Raw genomic sequence first — 21,995 nt, 5'->3', positions numbered from 1 at the left:
CCCCGCGTCGTCGTTCGCACCCGTCCGGGTGAACCCGCTGGGCCTGTCGCAGGACTGCGACACCGTTGCGACGCACGCGCGACCGGCGTGCCTGTCGGGTCCACGTACTTTGTCCGTATGCACCCCCTGCGAACCACCCGTCGTCGCACGTCAGGCGCGTTCTGCGCCCTCGTCGCCGTGACGCTCACGGCGTGCGCGGCCCCCGGGACACCCGGCGCGTCCGACCCCGCGACCCGTGACCCGCGCCCGCCCCGGACCGCGTCGCCGAGCCCGACGCTCGCCGTTGCGGCGGGGTACGACGTCGGCGAGATCCCGCCCGTGCCGCTGTTCGTGCTGCCCGACCTGTCGATGCTCGACGCGTCCCTCTCCGGGTTCGCGATCCAGGTCGACGACGCCGTCGGCGACCTCGCGGGTGTGCGCGTCGAGCCCCAGCGGTGCGACGCGCAGGGCACGTCCCTCGGCGTCCTGCTCGCGTACGGCGACGGGTCCGGGACGCTCACCGGTCCCGACGGCACGGTGACGAACTACGGCGACGGCTCGGGCACGTACAGCCTGAACGGCACCGAGGTCACGGTCTACGGCGACGGGTCCGGGACCTACGCGGACGGCACCACGACCGTCACGAGCTACGGCGACGGCTCGGGCACGTACGACGACGGGACGACCAGCGTCACGCTGTACGGCGACGGGTCCGGGACGTGGTCGCGCGGCGGGCGGACCATCACGAACTACGGCGACGGCTCGGGCGTCTACGACGACGGCACCGTGACGATCCAGAACTACGGCGACGGCTCCGGCGCGTACGAGGGGCCGGGGGTGTCGATCACCAACCACGGCGACGGCACGGGCGTCGTCAACGGAGTGCCCGTGCAGGTGCCCGAGCTCGCGCCCGTGCCGCGGCTCGGGACGTTCCCGTCGATGGGCGTCCTCGCACCGGCCCCGTCGTGCGGCACGCGCATCGTGCTCGACGCGGCCGTCCTGTTCGACTTCGGCAGCCACGAGCTGCGGGCCGACGCGCGGCCCACGCTCGACGCGGTCGCGACGGTGCTCGCCGACGTCCCGGCCGCGGGCGTCGAGGGGCACACCGACTCCGTGTCCTCGGACGACTTCAACCAGGCGCTGTCCGAGCGCCGCGCGGACGCCGTCGCGGCGGCGCTCGCCGAGCGCGGCGTGACCGGTTCCCTGGACACCGTCGGGTACGGGGAGTCGCGCCCGGTCGCGCCCGACGAGGTCGACGGCGCCGACAACCCCGCAGGCCGGCAGCTCAACCGCCGCGTCGAGATCGTGGTGCCGTCGTGACCGGCCGCATCCGGCCGTCCGTACGCACCGCCGTGGTCCTCGCCGCGGTGCTCGGCGGAGCGCTCGCGGGTTGCTCGGCGGAGATCGTCCGGGCCGACGCCCCCACGTCGACCGCCGACGGAGACAGCCGGTCCGCGCCGGAGGGCCGGACCCCGCCCACCACCCCGACCGGGTCGCAGGACACGGTGCCGACGGAGCACGACGTCGCGACCACGCTCGACCGTGCGGGCCTCCTCGCGGCCGCGACGCAGCACGTCACGTGCGGCGGCGGCGACCTCGTCCTGTCCACCGCGGTGTCGGCCGTCGCGGTCGACGACGACTGCGCGACGCTGACCGTCGCCGGGACGGACACGACCGTCGTCGCGGGCGACGTCGAACGGCTCGTCGTGCAGGGCGCGGCCGTGCGCGTCGTCGTCGCACACGTCGGGTCGGTCGAGATCGACGCGGCCGACGTGCGCGTCGCGTGGGAGGACGGCACCCCCCGCGTGGACGACCGCGGCGCGGCCAACGTCTACGGGCCCGTCGGAACGGTCGGGCTCGACGGCTCGGACGGTGCGTCATGACGGCACCGCTGCCGCCCGGGCCGGTCGCGCCCGGCTGGTCGCTGCCACCCGTCCCGCGGACCAGCGGGCTCGCCGTCGCGTCCCTCGTGCTCGCGCTGTGCGGGTTCGGGCTCCTGCCCGTCGTGCTCGGGCACCTCGCGCTGCGCCGGATCCGGCAGACCGGTGAGCGCGGCTCCGGGCTCGCGGTCGCCGGGCTGGTGCTCGGGTACACGACGCTCGCGCTGGTCGTCGTCGTGCTGCTCGTGGTCGCGGGCTCGGTGTGGTGGGGCGTGCAGGCGTGACCGGGACGGGCGGGACGGTGGCGCCGCACGTGCTGCTCGTCGACGACGAGCAGGCGATCCTCGACGGCCTCGCGCCGTTCCTCGAGCGGTCGGGCGTCCGCGTGTCGACCGCCGCGGACGGCGAGGCGGCGCTCGCGACCCACGCCCGCACCCCCGCGGACATCCTGGTGTGCGACGTCCTCATGCCACGTCTCGACGGCCGCGCGCTCGTGCGCCGCCTGCGTGCGGACGGCGACTGGACGCCGGTCGTGCTGCTGACGCAGGTGGGCGAGTCGTACGAGCGTTCCGCGGCGCTCGAGGAGGGCGCCGACGACTACCTCAACAAGCCGTTCGACCCGCTGGAGCTGCTGGCGCGCGTGCGCGCCGTGCTGCGTCGTGCGGTGCCGGGCGTGCCGTCGCTCACCGCGTCCGACGTGCTCGTCAGCGGCGGTCTGCGCGTGGACCGCGCCGCACGCCGGGCGACCCTCGACGGTCGTCCGGTCGCGCTGACCCCCAAGGCGTCGCTGCTCCTGGACTACCTCATGACGCACCCCAGCGAGCTGCTCACGCGTGAGCGGCTGCTGTCGGCGCTGTGGGGCTTCGAGTCGATGGTGACGACCCGCGCGGTGGACCACCGGGTGGCCGAGATCCGGCGGGTCCTGGCCGACGACCCCGCCGAGCCGCGCTTCGTCGAGACGGTGCCGGCGGGCGGCTACCGGTTCTGCGGCGAGGTCCGCCGCGGTGGCCGCGCATGACCGCGAGCAGCGCCGGTCGCGGCGGGTCGCGGCGTGCTCTCGTCGTGGCGGGGGCGGTCGCCGTCGTGACGCTCGCGGTCGCCGTCGTGACGGCGCTGACCCTGCCGGGCGCCTCGCTGCGCGTGACCGTGCGGCTCCTGCCGCTCGTGCTGGTGGTGGGTGGCGCGACCGCCGCCGCGGTGGCGGTGGCCGCGCGGGTCCGGGGCGACCGTCGCCGCCGCGCCGACGACGCGGCGACGCAGGCCGAGCTCGCGGGCCGGCGCGCCGAGCGTGAGGCGCACGGACGCTTCCTCGCGCGGCTCGACCACGAGCTCAAGAACCCGGTGACCGCCATCCGCGCCGCGGTCACGGGCACGGATGACGCGGCAGGCCCGGACGAGCGGGCCCGGGCGCGCGCGACGCTCGTGTCGCAGTCGACGCGGCTCGCGTCGCTCGTGGCGGACCTGCGCAAGCTGGCCGAGCTCGGCACGCAGGAGCTCGAGGACGAGGACGTCGACCTGGCGCAGGTGGTCCGCGAGGCGGTCGACGACGTGAGCGCCCAGGCGGAGGCGGCCGGGGCGCCGCGGCCCGCCGTGCAGGTCGTCCTGCCGACCGCGCCGTGGCCGCTGCCGCACGTGCGCGGCGACGTCGACCTGCTGTACGTCGCGGTCTACAACCTGCTCGCGAACGCCGTGAAGTTCTCACCGCCGGGCACGCGGATCGAGGTGCGGGGCACCGACGACGACGGCACGGTCGTGGTCGAGGTCGCCGACGCCGGGCCGGGCATCCCGGACGACGAGGTGGGCACCGTGTTCGACGAGCTGGCCCGCGGTCGGGGCGCGCGGGGTCTGCCGGGCTCGGGCATCGGTCTCGCGCTCGTGCGTGTCATCGCCGAGCGGCACGGCGGCGAGGTGACGCTCCGGTCGAGGCTCGGCCAGGGCACGAGCGCCCGGCTGCGGGTCCCCGCCGCGGGCCCGCGCTGACGCCGCGGGGTCGAGGTGCGCGTCAGGCCGGCTTGGGGCCTGTCGAGCCGCGGGGGACCAGGCGGGACGGGATGACCTCGGTGCCGTGGTGGGGGTTGCCCTCGATGGCGTCGAACAGGAGGGCCGCGGCGCGGCGGCCGAGCTCCTCGAGGTTCATGTCGATGCTCGTGAGCTGCGGGCGCGCGTTGAGCGCGAGGATCTCCCAGTTGTCGTGGCCGGTCACGGCGACGTCCTCGGGGACGCGGCGGCCCGCCTCGCGCAGGGCGTCGAGCACGCCGCGCGCGATCTGGTCGGACCCGCTGATGATCGCGTCGACGTCGGCGAACCGGTGGAGGATCAGCCCGGCGGCGGTGCGGCCCCACTCCTCGGACCACGCGCCGTAGAGCGGTCCGCCGAGCACCTCGACGCCCGCCTCGGACAGCACGGCGGTCGCCCCGTCGACGCGGTCGTGCGCGGCCCCGTACCCGGCGTCGCCGGTGACGATCGCGACGCGCGACCGCCCGCACGCCAGCAGGTGCTCGGCGACGAGCCGCCCGCCCTGCACGTTGTCGGTGACGACGGACATGTCGGCGAGGTCCTGCGACGGCGCGTACGCGTAGACGACGGGCACGGGCAGCTGGCCGAGCGACGGCCGCGGATCGGGGCGGGCGCCCACGACGATGAGCCCGTCGACGCGCCGGCCGAGCAGCGCCTGCACGTGGTACTGCTCGCGCAGGGCATCGCCGCGCGCGTCGCACAGCAGCACGGACGTCTTGCCCGTGCCGGCGGCGTCCTCGGCGCCCATGAGCGTCGGGATCGAGAACCGGCCCTCGAGGTCGTGCGTGACGAGGCCGATCGTGCCCGACCGCCCGGACAGCAGGTGCCGCGCGAGGACGTTGGGGGAGAAGTTCAGCTGCTCCGCCGCTGAAAGGACTCTCTCACGGGTTTCGGCCTTGACCTGCTGCCGCCCGTTGAGCGACTTGGAGGCCGTCGCGAGCGACACCCCGGCGAGCTTGGCCACGTCCGCGAGGGTCGGCGGCTTCCGCGTGTTTCCCGGCGTCGTCTGCATGTTCATCCCCTGCGAGAACGAAAGTGACGGGGCTGGACGCCGTCGTCTTTCGGGATCGTACCGGGAGAACGCGTCGAACGGAGCCCTTGACGTGCCGAGGAGGCGGCCGCTATGTTCCCGAAAAGGGTTTCGGCAAGCCCTCAGCCCACGGGTGCCCGACGGAGGTCACCCCCAGTTCGCTTCGACGATGAAGTCCGAGGAGAGCACGATGAGCAAGCGGTTGTCCCGATCGCGCACAGCACGAGGAGCTGTCCTGCTGGCCGTCGCCGGTCTGGCGCTGACGAGCCTGGCAGCCTGCAGCAGCGGTGACGGCGACGGGGGCGGCGACGCCCCGGCCGAGTCCGTCGGCCCCGACGGCGTCGACGACGGCACCAGCCTCACCATGTGGACGCGCGCGCCGCTCGAGCGGCAGGCCAAGGCCCTGGTCGAGGCGTACAACGCGTCGCACGAGAACCAGGTGAAGCTGGAGATCATCCCCAACGACGACATGGAGGGGAAGGTCGGCGCGGCCGCCACGAACGACGAGCTGCCTGACCTGCTCGCGGGCGACGTCGTCCGCCTGCCCTACTGGGTGTCGAACGGCCTGTTCACGGACCTGACGGAGAACATCGACGGGCTCGACTTCGCGGACGACATCACGCAGGGCCACGTCGATGCGGGCACCGACGCGGACGGCGCCAAGCACACCGTCCCGTTCGTCACCGACATCTCCGTGATGGTCTGGAACAAGGCGCTGTACGCCGAGGCCGGCCTCGACCCGGAGAAGGGCCCGACCACGTTCGCGGAGTTCGAGGAGCAGGCCAAGGCGGTCCAGGCGCTCGACAAGCCGGGCGTCTCGGGCACGTACTACGGCGGCAACTGCGGCGGCTGCCTCGTCTTCACGTGGTTCCCGACCATCTGGGCGTCGGGCGACGAGGTGCTCTCGGACGACGGCAAGGAGTCGCTGCTCGCGTCCGACACCGCCCAGGAGGTCTACGACACGTACGCGCGGCTGAACGACGCGGGCGCCGTGGGCGCAGGCTCGAAGGAGGAGACCGGCGCGACGTGGACCGCACCGTTCTCGAACGGCGAGGTCGGCGTCATGCAGTACCCCAACACCGCGGTGTACGCGGCTCAGGAGGCCGGCATCGACGTCGGCGTCACCGGCATCCCCGGGATCGACGGCGGCCAGTCGACGTTCCTCGGCGGCGACGCGATGGGCGTCTCCAAGGACTCCGAGCACGTCGCGCAGGCCTGGAACTTCCTCGCCTGGATGATGTCCGACGACACCCAGCTCGAGGTCGTCGCGAAGAACGGCGAGGTCCCCGGCCGCAACAGCCTGCTCGACAACCAGTACGCGCAGGAGGACCCGCTGGCCCTCACGATGAACAAGCTCGCCGAGAACGGCCGCACGCCCGTCGCCGAGTACTTCTCGGAGGCGTTCAACGCGTCCGGCAGCCCGTGGGTCACGCTGTTCCGCAACGCGACCTTCGACAAGACCGGCACGGTCGACGAGGACAACGACGCCGTCACGGCGGTCCTCGACCAGTGAGACCAGGGCGGCGGCGGGTTCGGCCCCGTCCGCTCGGCAGTCAGCCCGCTGCCGCCCGACCACGTCTCACCCGCGAGCCCGCCACGACGGGCGCGACCCCGGAGCCACGCATGACCACCGTCACCACCCGTCCGCCCGACGCGGGACCGTCCGCATCACCCCCGCACCGCCACCGCCCGCGAGCCAACCGCTCGCACGGGCCCCTGATGGGCTGGCTCTACGCGAGCCCCACCGCGGTGCTCGTCGCGGTCCTGTTCGTCGTCCCGCTCGTGCTCGTCCTGATCATGTCCGCGTCGGACTGGTCGCTCCTCGCGGGCAACGACGGCACCAACTTCCCGGAGAACTACACGGAGGTCCTCGACCACCGGATGTTCTGGCCGGCCGTCGTGTTCACGCTCAAGTACACGGTCATCGCGACGGTGCTGCTCATCGGCCTGGGCCTGGGGCTCGCGCTGCTGGTGCAGGAGAGCAGCCGGTGGAGCGGCGTGCTGCGGACGTCGTTCCTGCTGCCCACGGCCCTCGGCCTCGCGTCGGCGTCGCTGCTGTTCTACGCGCTGTACTCGCCGCAGGTCGGCCCCATGTCGGACTTCCTCGCGCGGTTCGGGATCGGCAACGGCCAGGTGAACGTCCTCGGCACCGCCGACGGCGCGCTGTGGGGGACGGTGATCCTCATCGTCTGGCGGTTCGCGGGGTTCTACATGCTGCTGCTGCTCGTGGGGCTGCAGGGCATCGGCCAGGAGGTCTACGAGTCCGCCCGCATGGACGGCGCCAACACGTGGCAGGTGTTCCGCAAGATCACGCTGCCGCTGCTCAAGCCGTCGCTCGCGCTCGCCACGATCCTGTGCGTCACCGGGTCGCTGCTCGCGTTCGACCAGTTCTACATCCTGACGAAGGGCGGACCGGACGGCGCCACCATGACCGTCGTCCAGCTCGTCTACAACCTCGCGTTCGAGTCCAAGCGCGACCTCGGCATGGCCGCCGCGCTGTCCGTGCTCGTGCTGCTCGCCCTCGTCGTCATCAACGTCGTCCAGCTCAAGGCGCTGCGGCGCTCGCCGGACGAGTGAGGGAGTCCCGACGATGAAGACGCTGCCCCGCGTGCTCGGACGCACGCCCTACTGGGTGCTGACCGGTGGCCTGGCCATCCTGTTCCTGTACCCGATGATCTGGACCGCCGTGTCGTCGGTGTCGCCGCAGCCCGGCTCGGCGCAGGTGAACGGCTACGGTCTCGGCAACTACGAGACGTTGCTCAACTACCAGGCGGGCCTCGGCCACTACCTGGGCAACTCGCTCGTCATCACGCTCGTCGCGGTGCTGACGACGCTCGTCGCGGCGACACTCGGCGGGTACGCGTTCGCGCGGTTCACCTTCCCCGGCAAGGACGCGCTGTTCCTGCTCGTCCTGTCGATCCTCATGGTCCCGTACGCGACGCTGCTGGTCCCGCTCGTCATCTGGCTCAAGGACCTCGGCCTCAACAACTCGCTCGTCGGCGTGGGCCTGGTGCTCGCCGTGTTCCAGCTGCCGTTCGCGATGTTCATGATGCGCATCTCGTTCGAGTCGGTGCCCAAGGAGATGGAGGAGGCGGCCCTCGTCGACGGCTGCGGCTCGTTCGGCGCGCTGCGCCGCGTGCTGCTCCCGGCGGTCAAGCCGGGCCTCATCACCATCGGGCTGTTCGCGTTCCTCGCCGCGTGGAACGACTTCATGGTGCCGCTGTACCTCGTGGGGGGCGAGAACCAGCCGCTGCCGCTGGCGCTGGTCAACATGCGCCAGCAGGTCATGGGCGTCATCGACTACGGCGCCACGCAGTCCGGCGTCGTCGTGCTGACGATCCCGTGCATCGTCCTCTTCCTCGTGCTCCAGCGGCACTACGTCAACGGATTCATGTCGGGCGCGCTGAAGGGATGACCTCGCTCGTGAACAACACCACCACCATCCGTCCTGCGCCCGTGCTGCCGTCGACGGGGGCCCTGCGACCGCTCGGCCTCGACGAGGTGGCGATCACCGGGGGCTTCTGGGCCGACCGCCAGCGCGTCAACGGCGAGGCGTCGATCCGGCACTGCGACACGTGGGAGACGCGCGTCGGCTGGATCGACAACTTCCGGCACGCGCTCGACGGCACGGTCGTGCAGCAGCGCACGGGCCGCGAGTTCTCCGACTCGGACGTCTACAAGATGATCGAGGCGATGGCGTGGGAGGTCGGCCGGACCGGCGACCCCGCGCTCGAGGCTCGCATCGTCGAGCTGTCCGCGCTGATCGGCCGCGTGCAGGAGCCCGACGGTTACCTCAACACGAAGTTCGGGCGGCCCGGCCAGGAGCCGCGCTACTCCGACCTCGCGTGGGGCCACGAGCTCTACTGCTACGGCCACCTGATCCAGGCCGCGGTCGCGCGGCTGCGCACGGGGCACGACGACGAGCTCGTCGCGATCGCCCGCCGCGCCGCCGACCACGTGTGCGCCGAGTTCGGGCCTGACGGCCGCGACGGCGTGTGCGGCCACCCGGAGATCGAGGTCGCGCTCGTCGAGCTCGCCCGCGCGACGGGGGAGCGGCGCTACCTGGACCAGGCCGCGCTCTTCGTCGAGCGCCGCGGCCACGGCACGCTGCCGGACATCGAGTACGGCCGTGAGTACTACCAGGACGACGTGCCCGTCCGGGACGCCACGGTGCTGCGCGGCCACGCGGTGCGTGCGCTCTACCTGGCGGCGGGCGCGGTCGACGTCGCGGTCGAGACGGGCGACGAGACGCTGCTCGACGTCGTGCGCGACCAGTACGAGCGCACGCTCGCGCGCCGGACGTACCTCACGGGCGGCATGGGCTCGCACCACCAGGACGAGGCGTTCGGCGACGACCACGAGCTGCCGCCGGACCGCGCGTACTGCGAGACGTGCGCGGGCGTCGCGTCGGTCATGGTCGCGTGGCGGCTGCTGCTCGCGACGGGTGACGCGCACTGGGGCGACGTGGTCGAGCGGACGCTGTTCAACGTCGTGGCGACGTCGCCCGCGGAGGACGGGCAGGCGTTCTTCTACACGAACCCGCTGCACAAGCGGGTCCCCGGCTCGGCGGCGGACCCCGACGAGGTCAGCGCGCGGGCCCTGTCGCGGCTGCGTGCGCCGTGGTTCGAGGTGTCGTGCTGCCCGACCAACGTGGCCCGCACGTTCGCGTCGCTCGGCGCGTACCTCGCGACCGTGTCCGACGACGGCGTGCAGCTGCACCAGTACGCGCCGGCGCGCATCGCGACGACGCTCGGCGACGGCCGCGCGATCGGCCTCGAGGTCGAGACCGGCTACCCGCACGAGGGCGACGTCGTGGTCCGCGTGACGCAGGGACCGCCCGGCGAGGTGACCCTGTCGTTGCGCGTGCCGGCCTGGGCGGTGGGCGCGGCGACGCTCGACGGCGAGCCCGTCGAGGGCGGCGTCGCGACGGCCCGCCGCACGTTCGCGGTGGGCGACGAGGTGCGCCTCTCGCTCCCGGTGCAGCCCCGCGTCACGACGCCCGACGACCGCATCGACGCCGTGCGCGGCTGCGTCGCGGTCGAGCGCGGCCCGCTGGTCCTGTGCGCCGAGTCGACCGACCTGCCCGGCGGGCTGCACGTCGACGCGATCCGCCTGGACCCCTCGGCACCGCTGGTCGCCGACGGTGCCGGTGCGCGCGGTCGCGGGCGGGCCGTCGCGCACGACGACGCCGACTGGCCGTACGCCCCGGAGCCGCGCGAGCGCGACGCCGACGGCGTCGACCTGCGGCTCGTCCCGTACCACTCCTGGGCCAACCGCGGCCCGAGCACCATGCGGGTCTGGATCCCGACGACCTGACCGGCCCCCGACCGCCCCGCCGTGCCGACGCCGGGGCGGCGGGGCATCTCCGGTGCGGCATGCGCACGCGGCCGGCCGGTGCGACGAGCGCGAGGCGCCGCCGGCGCGCTCATGGCGGCGCGCGGTCACGCCGATATACCCGGGGAGCGGCGTGCGGGCGCGAAGGTCGGCACGCCCCGCGCCGACCAGGAGCCGCCCGGATGACGTCTGCGACCACGAGCGGGGCACCCGGGTTCCGTCCGCGCTCCGTGCTGGCCTCGCCCGCTCCCGGTGGACGGTGGGCGACGGTGAAGAAGGCGCTCGCGGTCCCCGTCGGTCTGCTCGCGACCGCGGCGTTCGTGGGAGTCGCGGCGCTGATGATCGCGTTCCTCGTCCGCGAGGACGCCCTCGCGCGCGACCTGCGCGCGGACGGGGTCGCGACGACCGGGGTCGTCACGGCCGTCACGGTGACCGGTGGTCGCGGTGGCCTGAACTACCGCCTGGACGTCACCTACCTGGACGGCCTCACGACCGTCGACGGCTCGGGATGCCCGTGCAGCCTCGTGGGCGACCAGGTGACCGTGGTGCACGACCCGCACGATCCGGAGCGGGCCATGACCGCCGGGCGGCTGGCCGGGTGGACGAGGTGGTGGTTCCTGCCTGCCGTCCTGCTGCTCGTCCTGCCCTCGGGGCTCGTCGTCGTGGGGTGGGCGAGTCTCGGGGGCCAGGTCGTGGCCCAGAGGTACCGCGTCGCGCGGTACGGCGACCCACGGGTCCACGCCGCCGAGCGCGCCCGCCGCGCGGGGGAGTACGTCGCGTTCGTGAACGAGCACCAGCGGCGGCCCGAGCCGACGAGCGGTGACGTCGTCGAGGCCGGTCTGGCGTCGTGGTGGGTGGCGGTCCAGGAGGACGCACCGGACTGCCGAGAGACGCGGCTGGTCGCCGACATCCTGGCGCTCACCCGCCTGTAGCGGCCCTCGCCCCCCGGTCCCGGGCGGCGGCGTGCCCGTCGACGTCGTCGAGCGGCTCCGCCACCTGCCCGTGCCGTGCGGCGACGGCGGCGGCAGACTCGTGACGTGCCCCGACGCCCGCTCGACGAGTACCGCGCGAAGCGGGACCCGGCGCGCACCCGGGAGCCCGTCCCACCGCCCGACGCGCCGCTGCCCGACGGGGAGGGGTGCACGTTCGTGATCCAGGAGCACCACGCCCGCGCGCTGCACTGGGACCTGCGCCTCGAGCGCGACGGTGTGCTGGTGTCGTGGGCCGTGCCGAAGGGTCTGCCGCAGGAGCCGGGGACCAACCACCTCGCGGTCCACACCGAGGACCACCCGATGGAGTACGCGACGTTCGAGGGCGACATCCCCGCGGGCGAGTACGGCGGCGGGCACATGGCGGTCTGGGACCGCGGCACGTACGAGACCGTGAAGTGGTCGGACCGCGAGGTGCAGGTCGTGCTGCACGGCGAGCGCGTGCAGGGACGGTACGTGCTGTTCCGCACGCGGGGTCGCGGGCGCTCCGGCGGCTCCGGCGACGGCGGCGGGCGGGGCGACGACGAGCGCAGCTGGATGGTGCACCGCATGGACCCGCCGACGCGCCCCGACTGGACGCCGCTGCCCGACCTGGTCCGTCCGATGGCGGCCGTCGCGGGCGAGCTGCCGCCCGACGACGACGCGTGGGCGTACGAGATGAAGTGGGACGGCGTGCGGGCCGTCGCGTACGTCGACGGCGGTCGTGTCAGGCTGATGTCGCGCAACGACTTGGACGTCACGCGGTCGTACCCCGAGATCGCCGGGCTCGGCGAGCAGCTGGGGTCGACTCAGGCGGTCCTCGACGGCGAGCTCGTCACCTTCGACGCGCGCGGCGCCCCCGACTTCGGGCGCCTCCAGCAGCGGATGCACGTCGCGGACCCCGCGGTCGCCCGCCGGCTCGCCCAGACCGTGCCCGTCGTCTACCTCGTCTTCGACGTCCTGCACCTCGACGGCCGCGACACGCTCGACCTGCCCTACGACGAGCGCCGTGCGCTGCTCGACGGGCTCGGCCTCGCGGGTCGCTCGTGGCAGACGCCACCGTCGTTCGACGGCCCGGGCTCGGCCGTCCTGGCAGCGAGCCGCGAGAACGGCCTGGAGGGCGTGCTCGCGAAGAAGCGGCGCTCTCCGTACCGGCCGGGCCGCCGCTCGCCGGACTGGGTCAAGGTCAAGCACGTCCGCATGCAGGAGGTCGTGCTCGTCGGCTGGAAGCCCGGCAAGGGCGCGCGGGCCGAGACGCTCGGGTCGCTCGTGCTCGGCGTGCCCGACGACGACGGCGTGCTGCGGCCCGCGGGGTCCGTCGGCACCGGCTTCACGCGCCGCACCCTCGACGACCTGCTGCGCCGGCTCACCCCGCGCGAGACGCCGTCGTCGCCGTTCACGGTCCGGCTGCCTGCCGCCGACACCCGCGACGTCCACTGGGTCCGGCCCGAGCTCGTCGGCGAGGTCGCCTTCACCGAGTGGACGTCCGACGGCCGCCTGCGGCACCCGTCCTGGCGTGGGTTGCGCCCCGACAAGTTCCCGGCCGACGTCGTCGTCGAGAGCACCTGACGAGCACTCCCGCCCGAGCTCCGTGCCGACGGTCCGCCCGAGCCGTGCCGACGGGGCGCCCGAGCCGTCGAGCCGGAGGGACGTCCGAGGCCTCGTGCCGACCGGCGCGCGGGCAGCAGGCGCGCGCGGGCGCGCGCGGGTGCGCGCGACGTGGCGCGGGGCGACGATGTGGTCACGCGGCCCAGCGCCGCGACCGCGGGTGCGGAGCGGCGCCCGCCCGGACCGCGTCGACGGCGACGCGCGTCACCGAGGAGACCCCCCCATGGCCACCGTCGCGGACGTCCTGTCCCCGTCCCCGATCACCGTCGAGACCACCGCGACCGTCCGCGAGGCCGCCGAGCTCATGCGCGAGCACGACGTCGGCGACCTCGTCGTCGTCGAGCAGGGCCGCCTGGTCGGCATCGTCACCGACCGTGACCTCGTCGTGCGCGTCCTCGCCGTCGGCGGGGGGTCGAACGACCCCGTCGGGCAGGTCGCGACCGGCTCGCCCGTGGTCGTGGGCCCCGACGACGACCTCGTCGGGGCCGCGCGGCTCATGGCCACGCACGCCGTGCGCCGGCTGCCCGTGGTCCGCGAGGGCGAGGTCGTCGGCGTCCTGTCCCTCGGCGACCTGGCCGTCCGCCACAACGCCGGTCCGGTCCTCGGCGCAATCTCGCAGGCACCCGCGTCGTCGTGACCCGGCGGCCGCGGCGCGCGTCGCACGGACGGTGGTGCACGCGCGCCGACCCGTCGCTTACCGTGGCGCGATGACGAACGAGGCGCCGCCCCGCCCCGCCCGCCCGACGTGGTCCGAGCGGCTGGGCCGCATCACCGAGGCCATCCGCAGCCTGCCGAAGCCCGTGCGGGTGGTCGCCGTGACGTCCGTGGGCGGTGTCGTCCTGCTCGCGGGTGTCGCGATGCTCGTCCTGCCCGGACCGGGGATCCTCGCGATCCTCGCGGGCCTGGCCATCCTCGCCACGGAGTTCGTGTGGGCCCGGCGCGTCCTCGAGCGCAGCAAGGCGGCCGCGAAGGCCGGCGTCGACAAGGGGCGCGACGCGCTGCAGCGTCGCCGCTGACCGCGGCTTCCCGCCGCTGACCGCGGTTTCCCGCCGCTGACCGCGGCTTCCCGCCGCTGACCGCGGCTTCCCGCCTCGTGAGCGGCCGTGCGTCGCGTCCCGCCGACGGTCAGCGGGCCGTGCGGTGCGTCCCGCCGACGGTAGACCCCCCGTGAGGTGCGCCCGCGACGGTCAGCGGCCCGTGCGGTGCGTCCCGCCGAAGACGGGGTGCGAGGCGAGGTCGTCGGTGCGCGCGTCGAGCAGTCGCCGCAGCACCTCGTAGCGCTCCTGCGCGTCGCGCCGCTCGGCACCGGCCGGGCACCGCTCGATCTCGTGGTGCGCGCGTGCGGTGACCGCGGCGACCTGGAACCAGCTGGCCCCCGCGAGCTCGGCGACCAGGCGCTCGTCGGCGTCGGTGCGCTGCACGTCCGTGTCCGTCATGGTCGGCTCCTCCTGCCCACCATCGTCGCGCCGCCCACCGACATCACCGGGACGCCACGCGGTGGGCGCGACCACCCGCGAGGAAGGAGCCGGTGGCGCGTCGGTGCGGACGCGGCCCGCGGGTGAAGAGCGGCGCACGGGTCAGGCGACGACGGACGCGCTGAGCACGACCTGGTCGTGCGGGACGGCGGCGAACCGCTGCCCGGGGTAGCGGAGGCCCGCGAAGTAGGCGTTGACGTGCGCGACGATCTGCTCGCCGCCCACCCAGACGCCCGCGAGGTGCGCGCCGGTCGTCGTGTGGCAGTCGGAGACGAGCGTGACGTCGTACCCGGCGTTCGCCGCGGACTGCCCCAGGGTCCGCACGCAGTAGTCGGACTGGGCGCCCGTGAGGACGAGGTGGGTCGTCCCGGTGCGGGCCAGCACGGACTGCAGGTCGGTGCCGGCGAACGCGTCGCGGTACGCCTTGTGGACGCGCGCCTCGCCGGGGACCGGCACCAGCGCCGGGTGCAGCTCCCAGCCGGCACTGCCGCGGGGGAAGTCCTGCTCGTCCTGGACCCAGACGACGGGGACGCCCTCGGCGCGTGCCCGGTCGACGAGGGCGACGGTGCGGGCGAGCACGCCGTCGACGTCGACGCAGTCCCCGACGACGCCGACCTGGAGGTCGACGACGAGCACCGCCGTGCGTGGCGTGGTAGCGCTCCCATACATGGTGCCGATTCTCCACGACCGGGGGCACGGCGGGGAAATCGACGCACCCGCAGGTCGGCCGGGTCCCGGTTCGTCCCGGTACGTGTCCCACGCGTCGGACGCCGCCGTCCGGCGACGGGTGCTGCCGCCGTCCGGCGACTGGTGCTGCCGCCGACGACGGCGACGGGTGCTGCCGCCGTCGGGCCGCGGTCGCCCGGGCGGTGCGCGTCAGGCGACGGGCCGGATCTCGGCGGCCTCGCCCGGCGACAGGACCTGCACGACCAGGCGGGCCAGGTCCTGGACGTCGTCGGTCTCGACCGCGTAGTAGCCGCCGAGCTGCTCGACGGCCTCGGCGTACGGGCCGTCGGTGACGGTGTGGCCCTCGGCGTCGTTCCGCACCACGACCGCGCGGCTCGACGACGCGAGCTCGTGCCCGCCGACGATGGTGTGGCCGCGCTCGGCGCACGCGGCGCTGAACGCGTCGTGGTCCGCGTACGCGGCGGCGCGGGTGGCCTCGTCGGCGCTCTCCCACGCCTTCTCGTCGCCGTGCAGCAGCACGACCCAGGTCTGCGACATCGTCCGTCCTCCTGTTCCCGTCGACGGGCCCGAGCGTGCCCGTCGTGCCCATGACGCGCGAGGCCGGCCTGGTTCGACAGGCGACGCGCGTCAGCCCAGGAACACCTGCGCGCACAGCAGGCCGCGTGCGCTGTCGACGCACGCCACGCCGATGCTCGTGAAGTCCTTCGAGAGGAGGTTGGCGCGGTGCCCCGGCGACGCGAGCCACGCGTCGACAGTGGCCTTGGCGGTCGGGTAGCCCAGCGCGAGGTTCTCCCCGACGGTCCGGCCGCCGCAGGCCGCGAGGATGGGCTCGAGCGGATCGTGCTCGAAGCGGCCCTCGGCGACGAGGAGCGTGGCGCGCGCGAGCGCCTGCTGCTGGGCGCACGCGGAGACGGTGAGGTCGCCGGCGCCCTGCGCACGGCGGGCGTCGTTGCCGAGCGCGACGATCTCGGCGTCGACCGGCCGGGGTGCGGGGGCCGCCGCAGGGGCGGACGACGGAGCCGGCGCGGGGGAGCTGCCGCCGGAGGGCGGGGGCGTGCCGGCGGCGGGGGGTGCGGCCGGGGCGTCGGTCGCGGTCGGCGCGGGCGTCTGCGTCGGCGTCGCGGAGGCGGTGGCGGGGGTGGGCGCGGTGGGGGTGGCGGAGGCGTCGCTGAGCTCCGCGCGCCCGCCGCTGCGGCTGACGGCGTCCCAGAGGCGCTGCTCGAGGCCGGCTCCCGGGGCGGCCGCGAGGCCGTCGGCGGGGTCGGGGGCGAGGACGAGCGGGGCGGCGACCGCTGCGGCGGCGAGGCCGGTGGCGACGACCAGCAGCTCGACGACGACCCGGCGCCGGCGCCGTGGGCGGCCCCGGTCGCGTCGGCGCAGGTCGCGTCGTCGAGGGGCCTGCTCCGGGAACGTCACGCCCGGCACGTTATCGGACCGTGACATTTCCGTCATCCCGGACTGGACACCGGTCCGGTTCGCGTCGGCGTGTCGCGCCGTGCGGCCATCCGAGGGGATTGCGCTTTCCGGGCCCGTGTGGGACGTTGGGGGCGATTCGTAGGGAAACCGGTTTCTGGCGGGATGTCCGCGCAGGCCGTGACCCGCCCCCGCGTCCCGGGACGAAGGAGTCTCATGCGCACCACCGCCCCCGTCCCGCGGCGCCGCGCCCGCGCGGCCGCCACCCTCGCACTCGTCGCGGCGCTCGGCGTCACGGGCGCCGCGACGGCCCTGCCCGCGACCGCTCGCGCCGCGCAGAAGCCGTCGACGCCACCGCCCTCGCCAGCCGTCGACCTCGGTCGCGAGGTCCTGCCGCCCGGCGACGGCTGGGCCTCCTGGTCCGGCGTCACCCGCCCCGACGGGGTCGCGCGCACCGCGGCCCCCGTCACCGGCGGCGTGGCCGCAGCGCCCGCCGATGTGTACGTCGTCGACACCTGGCAGGAGCTGCGCGACGCGCTCGCCGGCAAGCGCGGCGGGTCCCAGACCGACGCGCGCCGCAACACGGTCCCGCGGATCGTCTACGTGCGCGGCACGATCGACGCGTGGGAGCGCCCGGACGGCACGCGCACCACGTGCGCGGACCTCGAGCGGCGGGTCGCGGTCGAGGGGACCGGCGAGCCGTTCGCGATGAGCGACTACGTCGCGGCCTTCGGCCCCGGTGTCGACCCGAGCGGCCCGCTCGAGACCGCGCGCACCGCGGCCGCCGCGCTGCAGGCCGCCCAGACGCTCCAGCACGTCGGCTCGAACGTGACGCTCGTGGGCGTCGGCGACGACGCCCGGATCGTCGGCGGGTCCCTGCGCATCCGCGACGCGAGCAACGTGATCGTCCGCAACCTCACGCTGTCCGACGCGTACGACTGCTTCCCGCAGTGGGACGCGAACGACTCGGGCGGCAACTGGAACTCCGCCTACGACAACCTCTCGGTGTGGACCTCGACGAGCGTGTGGATCGACCACAACACGTTCGACGACGGCGACCACCCGCCGGCCACGCTCGACACCGTCTACGGGCGGCCGTTCGAGGTGCACGACGGCCTGGTCGACATCACGCACGGCTCCGACCTCGTCACGGTGTCGTACAACGCGCTGACCGAGCACGACAAGACGTCGCTCGTCGGCTCGTCCGACTCCCGGACGCAGGACCGCGGCCAGCACCGCATCACCTACCACCACAACCGCTGGACCGACATCGGCCAGCGCGCACCCCGCGTCCGGTACGGCGACGTCCACGTCTACAACGAGCTCTACGAGCAGACGAAGCCCGCGCTCTACCCCGACGGTGTCGGGTTCCAGTACTACCTCGGCGCGGGCCGGGAGAGCAGCATCGTCGCGGAGCAGAACGTCTTCGAGCTGCTGCCGACGTCCGACCCCGCGAAGATCCTGGCGGGCTGGGGCGGCACCGAGGCGAAGGTCGCCGGGTCGCTCGTGAACGGCGCGCCGTTCGACGTGCTCGCCGCGTACAACGCGACGGCCACGACGCCGCTGTCCGACGCCGTCCGCTGGGACCCCGCCGCGGTCTACCCGTACACCGCGCAGCCGGCCGAGCAGGTCGCGGCCACCGTCCGCGCACAGGCCGGTGCGGGCGTGCTGCGGTCCGGGTCGCCCGTCGCCGACCGTGCGCCCGACCGGTTCCGGCTGTCGCACGACAACGGCTGGGACACCGGGCTGCACGACGGCGACTACACCGTCACGGCGACGCTCTTCTGGGGCAGCAACGGCACGGTCGCCAAGCTGTACGAGGACGGCGTGCTCGTCGACGCGGCCTGGCTCGAGGGCAGGACGCCGGGCAGGCAGCAGGTCGCGTTCGACGTCACCGGCCGGACCGACGGCGACCGCACGTACGTGGTCGAGGTCCTCAACCCGTGGGGCTCGTCGACGTCGGCACCGCTGACGGTCCGCGTCCGCGACGCGGCACCCGCGAAGGCCGTCCTGAAGCACGACGACCGGGACGGGGACGGCGACCTGACGATCACCGCGCACCTGTGGTGGGGCACGAACGCCGAGCGGTACGTCCTCTACCAGGACGGTGTCGAGGTCGACCGCCAGACGCTGACCCCGGCCACGCCGCAGGCGCAGCACGCGACCACGCGGGTCAGCGGACTGGCGCCCGGGACGTACGTGTTCACCGCCGAGCTGTCGAACGCCGCGGGCACCACGGCGACCGCACCCCTCACGGTCGTCGTCCGCCGCTGACGGCACGCGGGGTGCGCGGGGACCATCGTCCTCACGCACCCCGCCCCTCGGGTCGTAGTGTTCGGTCGGCGGGGTCGTCCAACGGCGGGCGACCCCCGACCACGGAGGTGACGATGGCCTCGATGCGCCACGAGCTCGAGCAGCGCCGCGACGGCATGTGGACGGGCGCGCACGTGACGCTGCTGCTCGTCGTCCCGGCCGCCTACGGCGCCGTCCTCGTCCCCGGTCTCGTGCTCAAGGCCCTGGTCGTCGCGGCCGCCATGGGGCTCGCGCTCGCGGGGTACGCGCTCTCGACCAGCGCCAAGCGGCTCGAGGTCATCCTCGACGAGACCGTGCCCGGGCCGACGCCCCCGGGCGTGACCCCGCACGCCGAGGTCGAGCACAACCCCTGACGGGCCGGCGCGCCGGGTTAGCCCCAGGGCACCGGCCCGCCCGTGGTCGACGTCGCGCGCCGCGACGGACGCACGGTCCTGCTCAGGTCAGCGCCTGCGCCAGCCGCTCCACGAGCTCGGCCTGCGCCGCGACGACCGCGAGCCGCGCGTCGTCGGGCGTGAACCACGCCGCCCGGTCCACCTCCGGGACGGTCACCGTGCGGCCCGAGCGCGGCGGCCACTCGACCTCGACCGTGTTGCTGCGGACCGTCGTCTCGTCGACCGAGCCCTCCCGGGCCCACGCGTGCACGACCTTCCCACCGCTCTGCCGCACGGTGCCCAGCGGCAGGTCGGGGGTCGACGCCGGCGGGGGAGCGACGCCGAGCTCCTCGGTGAACTCCCGCACCGCGACCGCGAGCAGGTCGTCCTCGTCGGGCTCCGGCTCGCCCTTCGGGATCGTCCAGGCGCGCTCACGGCGCTCCCAGAACGGGCCGCCCATGTGCGCGAGCAGCACCTCGACGCCGTCGCCGGTCCGCCGGTACAGCAGCAGCCCGGCGCTCACGCGGGCCGCCACGCTCAGCCCTTGCCGAGGGCGTCGATCGCCGCGACCTCGTCCGCCGAGAGCTCGAACCCGAGCGCGCCCAGGTTCTCCTCGAGGCGGTGCTGCTTCGTCGACTTCGGGATGACGACCACGTCGTGCTGGACGTGCCAGCGCAGCACGACCTGCGCGGGCGTCACGCCGTGCGCCCGGGCCGCGTCCGCGATGGCCGCGGCGTCCAGGTCGGTGCGCTTGAGCGGGCTGTAGCCCTCGACGACCACGCCGCGCTCACGGTGCGCCGCCAGCAGGGCCGGGTCGTGGTCGACCGGGCTGTACGGGATCTGGTTGACCGCGGGCGCGACGCCGGTCGCGTCGATGAGCTCGTCGATCTGCGCGATCGAGTAGTTGGAGACGCCGATGGACCGCACCAGGCCCTCGTCACGGGCCGCGACGAGCTCGCGCCACGTGCTGGGCGTCGCCTGCTTGTTCGGCGGCCAGTGCACGAGCCACAGGTCCAGGTGGTCGGTGCCGAGCGCCGCCAGCGACTCCATCAGCGTCTGGCGCTCGCGACCGACGTGGTCCGGCGGCAGCTTCGTCGTGACGAACACGTCGTCGCGGTCGATGTCGATCGTGGCCAGCGCGCGGCCGACCTCCGCCTCGTTGCCGTAGCCCGTCGCGGTGTCGACGTGGCGGTAGCCGAGCTGCAGCGCGGCCGTCACCGCGCGCTCCGCGTCGCCGCCCTCCGCCTGCCAGGTGCCGAGACCGAGCACCGGGATCTCTCCGCCGGGGATGGTCAGCGTGGGGGTCGTAGGGGGAAGTGTCATGCGTCCCATCCTCACCCGCGGTCCCCGTCGCTGCCCGGCGTGCGTCGTCGCCCGCAGGCGGTGCGGCGCGAGCTCGTCACCCGCTGGGCGGTCGCCCGAGCGGTCCGCGCGTTCGTACACTTGTTCGATGGTGCGGGAGGTCGACTGGTCGAAGTGGCTGCGAACGCCACGCGGCTGGGTGCGGGTGCCGCCGGCGGCGTGCCCCGCCGGTCACCGCTGGACGACGACGGGTCCGGGCCGACCCTCGGAGCGGTTCGTCACGTGCGGCTGCACGATCGAGCGGCACCACACGCTGTGGGTCTGCCCCGCGTGCGGCATGCACTGCGCCGAGGACTGCCGCGACGTGCGGCTGTGGGCGGGCAGCACGGTGTCCGTCGGCGTCACGGTCGACCGGCGCGGTCGCGTGTAGGCGACGGTCGGTCGCTTCGGCCCTCATCCCCTCACCCCGCGTCACCGGCTCCTCGCACGTGGGGCCCTGCGTCCCTCGTCCCTCGCCGTCCCTCGCCCGGCACCCTGCGGCCCTCGGCCCTCGGCCCTCGACCCTCGGCCCTCGGCCCTCGGCCCTCGGCCCTCGGCCCTCGACCCTCGACCCTGCACCCTCGGCCCTCGGCCCTCGGCCCTCGGCGCTCGGCCCCTTCGGCGCTCGCGCGAGGGCTCGCGTCCGTCTCTCCCGTCCGGGTCGTCCCGTCGGCGTGCAGCGGTCCCGGTCTCCAGGTGCGCGACCGGGTGCCCGGCCGCGACACTGGCGACGTGCGGACCGCGGGTGACCGGTCGTCCGGCGCGCGCCGCCTCGCGGCGCTCGCGTGCGCCGGCGTGCTCGCGGTCGGGCTCGCCGGGTGCGGATCCGTGGTGCGCGACCCCGTCACGGCCGCGACGGTCACGGTCCGGCCCGACGCGGCGGCGAAGGTGGCGGCGCCCGACCCCGTCGTCCCGACGCCGACGCCGACCCCCACCCCCACCCCCACCGCCACCGCCACCCCTACCCCCACCTCCGCGTACGTCGGCACGGTGAGCGCGCTCACGGCCGACGTCGTCGCCCGCATGTCCGCGTCGTGGCGACCGGGCTGCCCGGTGCCTCTCGAGGACCTGCGGTACGTCACCGTCACGCACCACGGGTTCGAGGGACAGGTCCTCCAGGGCGAGCTCGTCGTGCACGCCGACGTCGCCGACGGGATCGTCGAGGTGTTCCGCGCGCTGTTCGACGCGGGCTACCCGGTCCGGTCGATGCGCCTGGTCGACGACTTCGGGGGCGACGACGACGCGTCGATGGCGGCCGACAACACGTCGGCCTTCAACTGCCGCGCGATCACGGGCGGCACCGCGTGGTCGGAGCACGCCTACGGCAGGGCGATCGACGTGAACCCCGTCGAGAACCCCTACGTGGTCGGCCGGCACGTCGCGCCGCCCGCGGGCCGCGCCTTCGCGTCCCGGACCCCGGCGCCGGGCGTGATCCTGGCGGACGACGCCGTGGTCCGGGCGTTCGCGGCGGCGGGCTGGCAGTGGGGCGGCGACTGGTCCTCGCCGGTCGACTACCAGCACTTCTCCGTCTCGGGCCGCTGATCCCGCCGTCGCCCGACCGACCGACCGCGCGCGGACGC

At 74.7% G+C, this 21,995-nt stretch carries 24 protein-coding genes; 17 read left to right on the top strand and 7 right to left on the bottom strand.

The genetic code is table 11. The features are described 5' to 3' along the window. Nucleotides 1–117 precede the first annotated feature (117 nt). Genes GXP71_RS12565 through GXP71_RS12545 form a run of 5 tightly spaced genes read left to right on the top strand, consistent with a single transcriptional unit; the run spans nt 118 to nt 3,839 of the window. Nucleotides 118–1,299, top strand: a complete 1,182-nt coding sequence (locus tag GXP71_RS12565) for an OmpA family protein (RefSeq protein WP_162352916.1) — start codon at nt 118–120, stop codon at nt 1,297–1,299. Continuing rightward, the gene (locus tag GXP71_RS12560; protein ID WP_162352915.1) at nt 1,296–1,862 is read left to right on the top strand and encodes a DUF3060 domain-containing protein; all 567 of its coding nucleotides are present in this window, start codon (nt 1,296–1,298) and stop codon (nt 1,860–1,862) included. Before GXP71_RS12565 ends, GXP71_RS12560 begins: the two co-directional genes overlap by 4 nt. Then, nucleotides 1,859–2,143 (top strand): DUF4190 domain-containing protein, encoded by a 285-nt coding sequence (locus GXP71_RS12555; RefSeq protein WP_162352914.1) that lies wholly within the window; start codon nt 1,859–1,861, stop codon nt 2,141–2,143. Before GXP71_RS12560 ends, GXP71_RS12555 begins: the two co-directional genes overlap by 4 nt. Then, a complete protein-coding gene (locus GXP71_RS12550) occupies nt 2,140–2,877 on the top strand; it encodes a response regulator transcription factor (RefSeq protein WP_238402398.1) in 738 nt (245 codons plus the stop codon). Before GXP71_RS12555 ends, GXP71_RS12550 begins: the two co-directional genes overlap by 4 nt. Further along, nucleotides 2,874–3,839, top strand: coding sequence for a sensor histidine kinase KdpD (locus GXP71_RS12545; RefSeq protein WP_162352913.1), 966 nt, complete (start codon nt 2,874–2,876; stop codon nt 3,837–3,839). The genes GXP71_RS12550 and GXP71_RS12545 overlap by 4 nt, the downstream gene beginning before the upstream one ends. Before the next feature lie 22 nt (nt 3,840–3,861). Here GXP71_RS12545 and GXP71_RS12540 read toward each other — a convergent pair whose 3' ends face one another. Beyond that, nucleotides 3,862–4,887, bottom strand: coding sequence for a LacI family DNA-binding transcriptional regulator (locus GXP71_RS12540; RefSeq protein WP_162354337.1), 1,026 nt, complete (start codon nt 4,885–4,887; stop codon nt 3,862–3,864). A gap of 208 nt (nt 4,888–5,095) precedes the next feature. Between GXP71_RS12540 and GXP71_RS12535 the strand changes: the two genes are divergently transcribed. From GXP71_RS12535 to GXP71_RS12500, 8 genes are all read left to right on the top strand, one after another. After that, a complete protein-coding gene (locus tag GXP71_RS12535) occupies nt 5,096–6,418 on the top strand; it encodes an ABC transporter substrate-binding protein (protein ID WP_162352912.1) in 1,323 nt (440 codons plus the stop codon). A gap of 206 nt (nt 6,419–6,624) precedes the next feature. Next, entirely contained in the window at nt 6,625–7,482 is an 858-nt protein-coding gene (locus tag GXP71_RS12530; RefSeq protein ID WP_238402397.1) for a carbohydrate ABC transporter permease, read from the top strand. A 13-nt stretch (nt 7,483–7,495) separates the two neighbouring features. Next, on the top strand, nt 7,496–8,320 hold the full coding sequence (locus GXP71_RS12525; RefSeq protein ID WP_162352911.1) for a carbohydrate ABC transporter permease: 825 nt from the start codon (nt 7,496–7,498) through the stop codon (nt 8,318–8,320). Further along, complete coding sequence (locus tag GXP71_RS12520) at nt 8,317–10,221, top strand: glycoside hydrolase family 127 protein (protein WP_162352910.1); 1,905 nt, start codon at nt 8,317–8,319, stop codon at nt 10,219–10,221. The genes GXP71_RS12525 and GXP71_RS12520 overlap by 4 nt, the downstream gene beginning before the upstream one ends. 200 nt (nt 10,222–10,421) lie before the next feature. Beyond that, complete coding sequence (locus tag GXP71_RS12515; RefSeq protein ID WP_162352909.1) at nt 10,422–11,171, top strand: DUF3592 domain-containing protein; 750 nt, start codon at nt 10,422–10,424, stop codon at nt 11,169–11,171. 105 nt (nt 11,172–11,276) lie between these two features. Further along, complete coding sequence (ligD, locus tag GXP71_RS12510) at nt 11,277–12,776, top strand: non-homologous end-joining DNA ligase (RefSeq protein WP_162352908.1); 1,500 nt, start codon at nt 11,277–11,279, stop codon at nt 12,774–12,776. A gap of 262 nt (nt 12,777–13,038) precedes the next feature. Continuing rightward, nucleotides 13,039–13,452 carry a CBS domain-containing protein gene (locus GXP71_RS12505; protein WP_162352907.1) on the top strand — a complete coding sequence of 138 codons (414 nt, stop codon included), beginning with the start codon at nt 13,039–13,041 and terminating at the stop codon, nt 13,450–13,452. Nucleotides 13,453–13,522: 70 nt separating this feature from the next. Beyond that, on the top strand, nt 13,523–13,831 hold the full coding sequence (locus GXP71_RS12500; protein ID WP_162352906.1) for a PGPGW domain-containing protein: 309 nt from the start codon (nt 13,523–13,525) through the stop codon (nt 13,829–13,831). Nucleotides 13,832–14,002: 171 nt separating this feature from the next. Here the strand turns inward: GXP71_RS12500 and GXP71_RS12495 are convergent, their stop codons facing one another. From GXP71_RS12495 to GXP71_RS20510, 4 genes are all read right to left on the bottom strand, one after another. After that, a complete protein-coding gene (locus GXP71_RS12495; protein ID WP_162352905.1) occupies nt 14,003–14,251 on the bottom strand; it encodes a hypothetical protein in 249 nt (82 codons plus the stop codon). 141 nt (nt 14,252–14,392) lie between these two features. Next, entirely contained in the window at nt 14,393–14,959 is a 567-nt protein-coding gene (locus GXP71_RS12490; RefSeq protein ID WP_162352904.1) for an isochorismatase family protein, read from the bottom strand. 207 nt (nt 14,960–15,166) lie between these two features. After that, entirely contained in the window at nt 15,167–15,514 is a 348-nt protein-coding gene (locus tag GXP71_RS12485) for a YciI family protein (RefSeq protein WP_162352903.1), read from the bottom strand. A 90-nt stretch (nt 15,515–15,604) separates the two neighbouring features. After that, nucleotides 15,605–16,393, bottom strand: a complete 789-nt coding sequence (locus tag GXP71_RS20510; RefSeq protein WP_162352902.1) for a CAP domain-containing protein — start codon at nt 16,391–16,393, stop codon at nt 15,605–15,607. A gap of 213 nt (nt 16,394–16,606) precedes the next feature. On the opposite strand from GXP71_RS20510, the gene GXP71_RS12475 reads away from it, so the two are divergent. Together GXP71_RS12475 and GXP71_RS12470 are read left to right on the top strand one after the other, a co-directional pair. Further along, nucleotides 16,607–18,664 carry a hypothetical protein gene (locus GXP71_RS12475; protein ID WP_202924247.1) on the top strand — a complete coding sequence of 686 codons (2,058 nt, stop codon included), beginning with the start codon at nt 16,607–16,609 and terminating at the stop codon, nt 18,662–18,664. Between the two features lie 113 nt (nt 18,665–18,777). Continuing rightward, a complete protein-coding gene (locus GXP71_RS12470; protein ID WP_162352901.1) occupies nt 18,778–19,056 on the top strand; it encodes a hypothetical protein in 279 nt (92 codons plus the stop codon). A gap of 82 nt (nt 19,057–19,138) precedes the next feature. On the opposite strand, the gene GXP71_RS12465 is transcribed toward GXP71_RS12470, so the two are convergent. Both GXP71_RS12465 and GXP71_RS12460 read right to left on the bottom strand, forming a co-directional pair. Further along, nucleotides 19,139–19,609: an NUDIX domain-containing protein gene (locus tag GXP71_RS12465; protein WP_162352900.1), complete on the bottom strand. Its 471-nt coding sequence runs from the start codon at nt 19,607–19,609 to the stop codon at nt 19,139–19,141. Nucleotides 19,610–19,611: 2 nt separating this feature from the next. Then, nucleotides 19,612–20,397: an aldo/keto reductase gene (locus GXP71_RS12460; RefSeq protein WP_162352899.1), complete on the bottom strand. Its 786-nt coding sequence runs from the start codon at nt 20,395–20,397 to the stop codon at nt 19,612–19,614. Between the two features lie 127 nt (nt 20,398–20,524). On the opposite strand from GXP71_RS12460, the gene GXP71_RS12455 reads away from it, so the two are divergent. Together GXP71_RS12455 and GXP71_RS12450 are read left to right on the top strand one after the other, a co-directional pair. Continuing rightward, a complete protein-coding gene (locus GXP71_RS12455) occupies nt 20,525–20,806 on the top strand; it encodes a hypothetical protein (protein WP_162352898.1) in 282 nt (93 codons plus the stop codon). Nucleotides 20,807–21,147: 341 nt separating this feature from the next. After that, a complete protein-coding gene (locus GXP71_RS12450; RefSeq protein WP_238402396.1) occupies nt 21,148–21,957 on the top strand; it encodes a M15 family metallopeptidase in 810 nt (269 codons plus the stop codon). Nucleotides 21,958–21,995: the final 38 nt, after the last annotated feature.

The organism is Cellulomonas sp. H30R-01 (assembly GCF_010119915.1).
GTDB classification, from domain to species: Bacteria; Actinomycetota; Actinomycetes; order Actinomycetales; family Cellulomonadaceae; genus Cellulomonas; species Cellulomonas algicola.
Note: the sequence above shows the minus strand (reverse complement) of the source record. Positions and strands in the feature narration are given on the sequence as shown.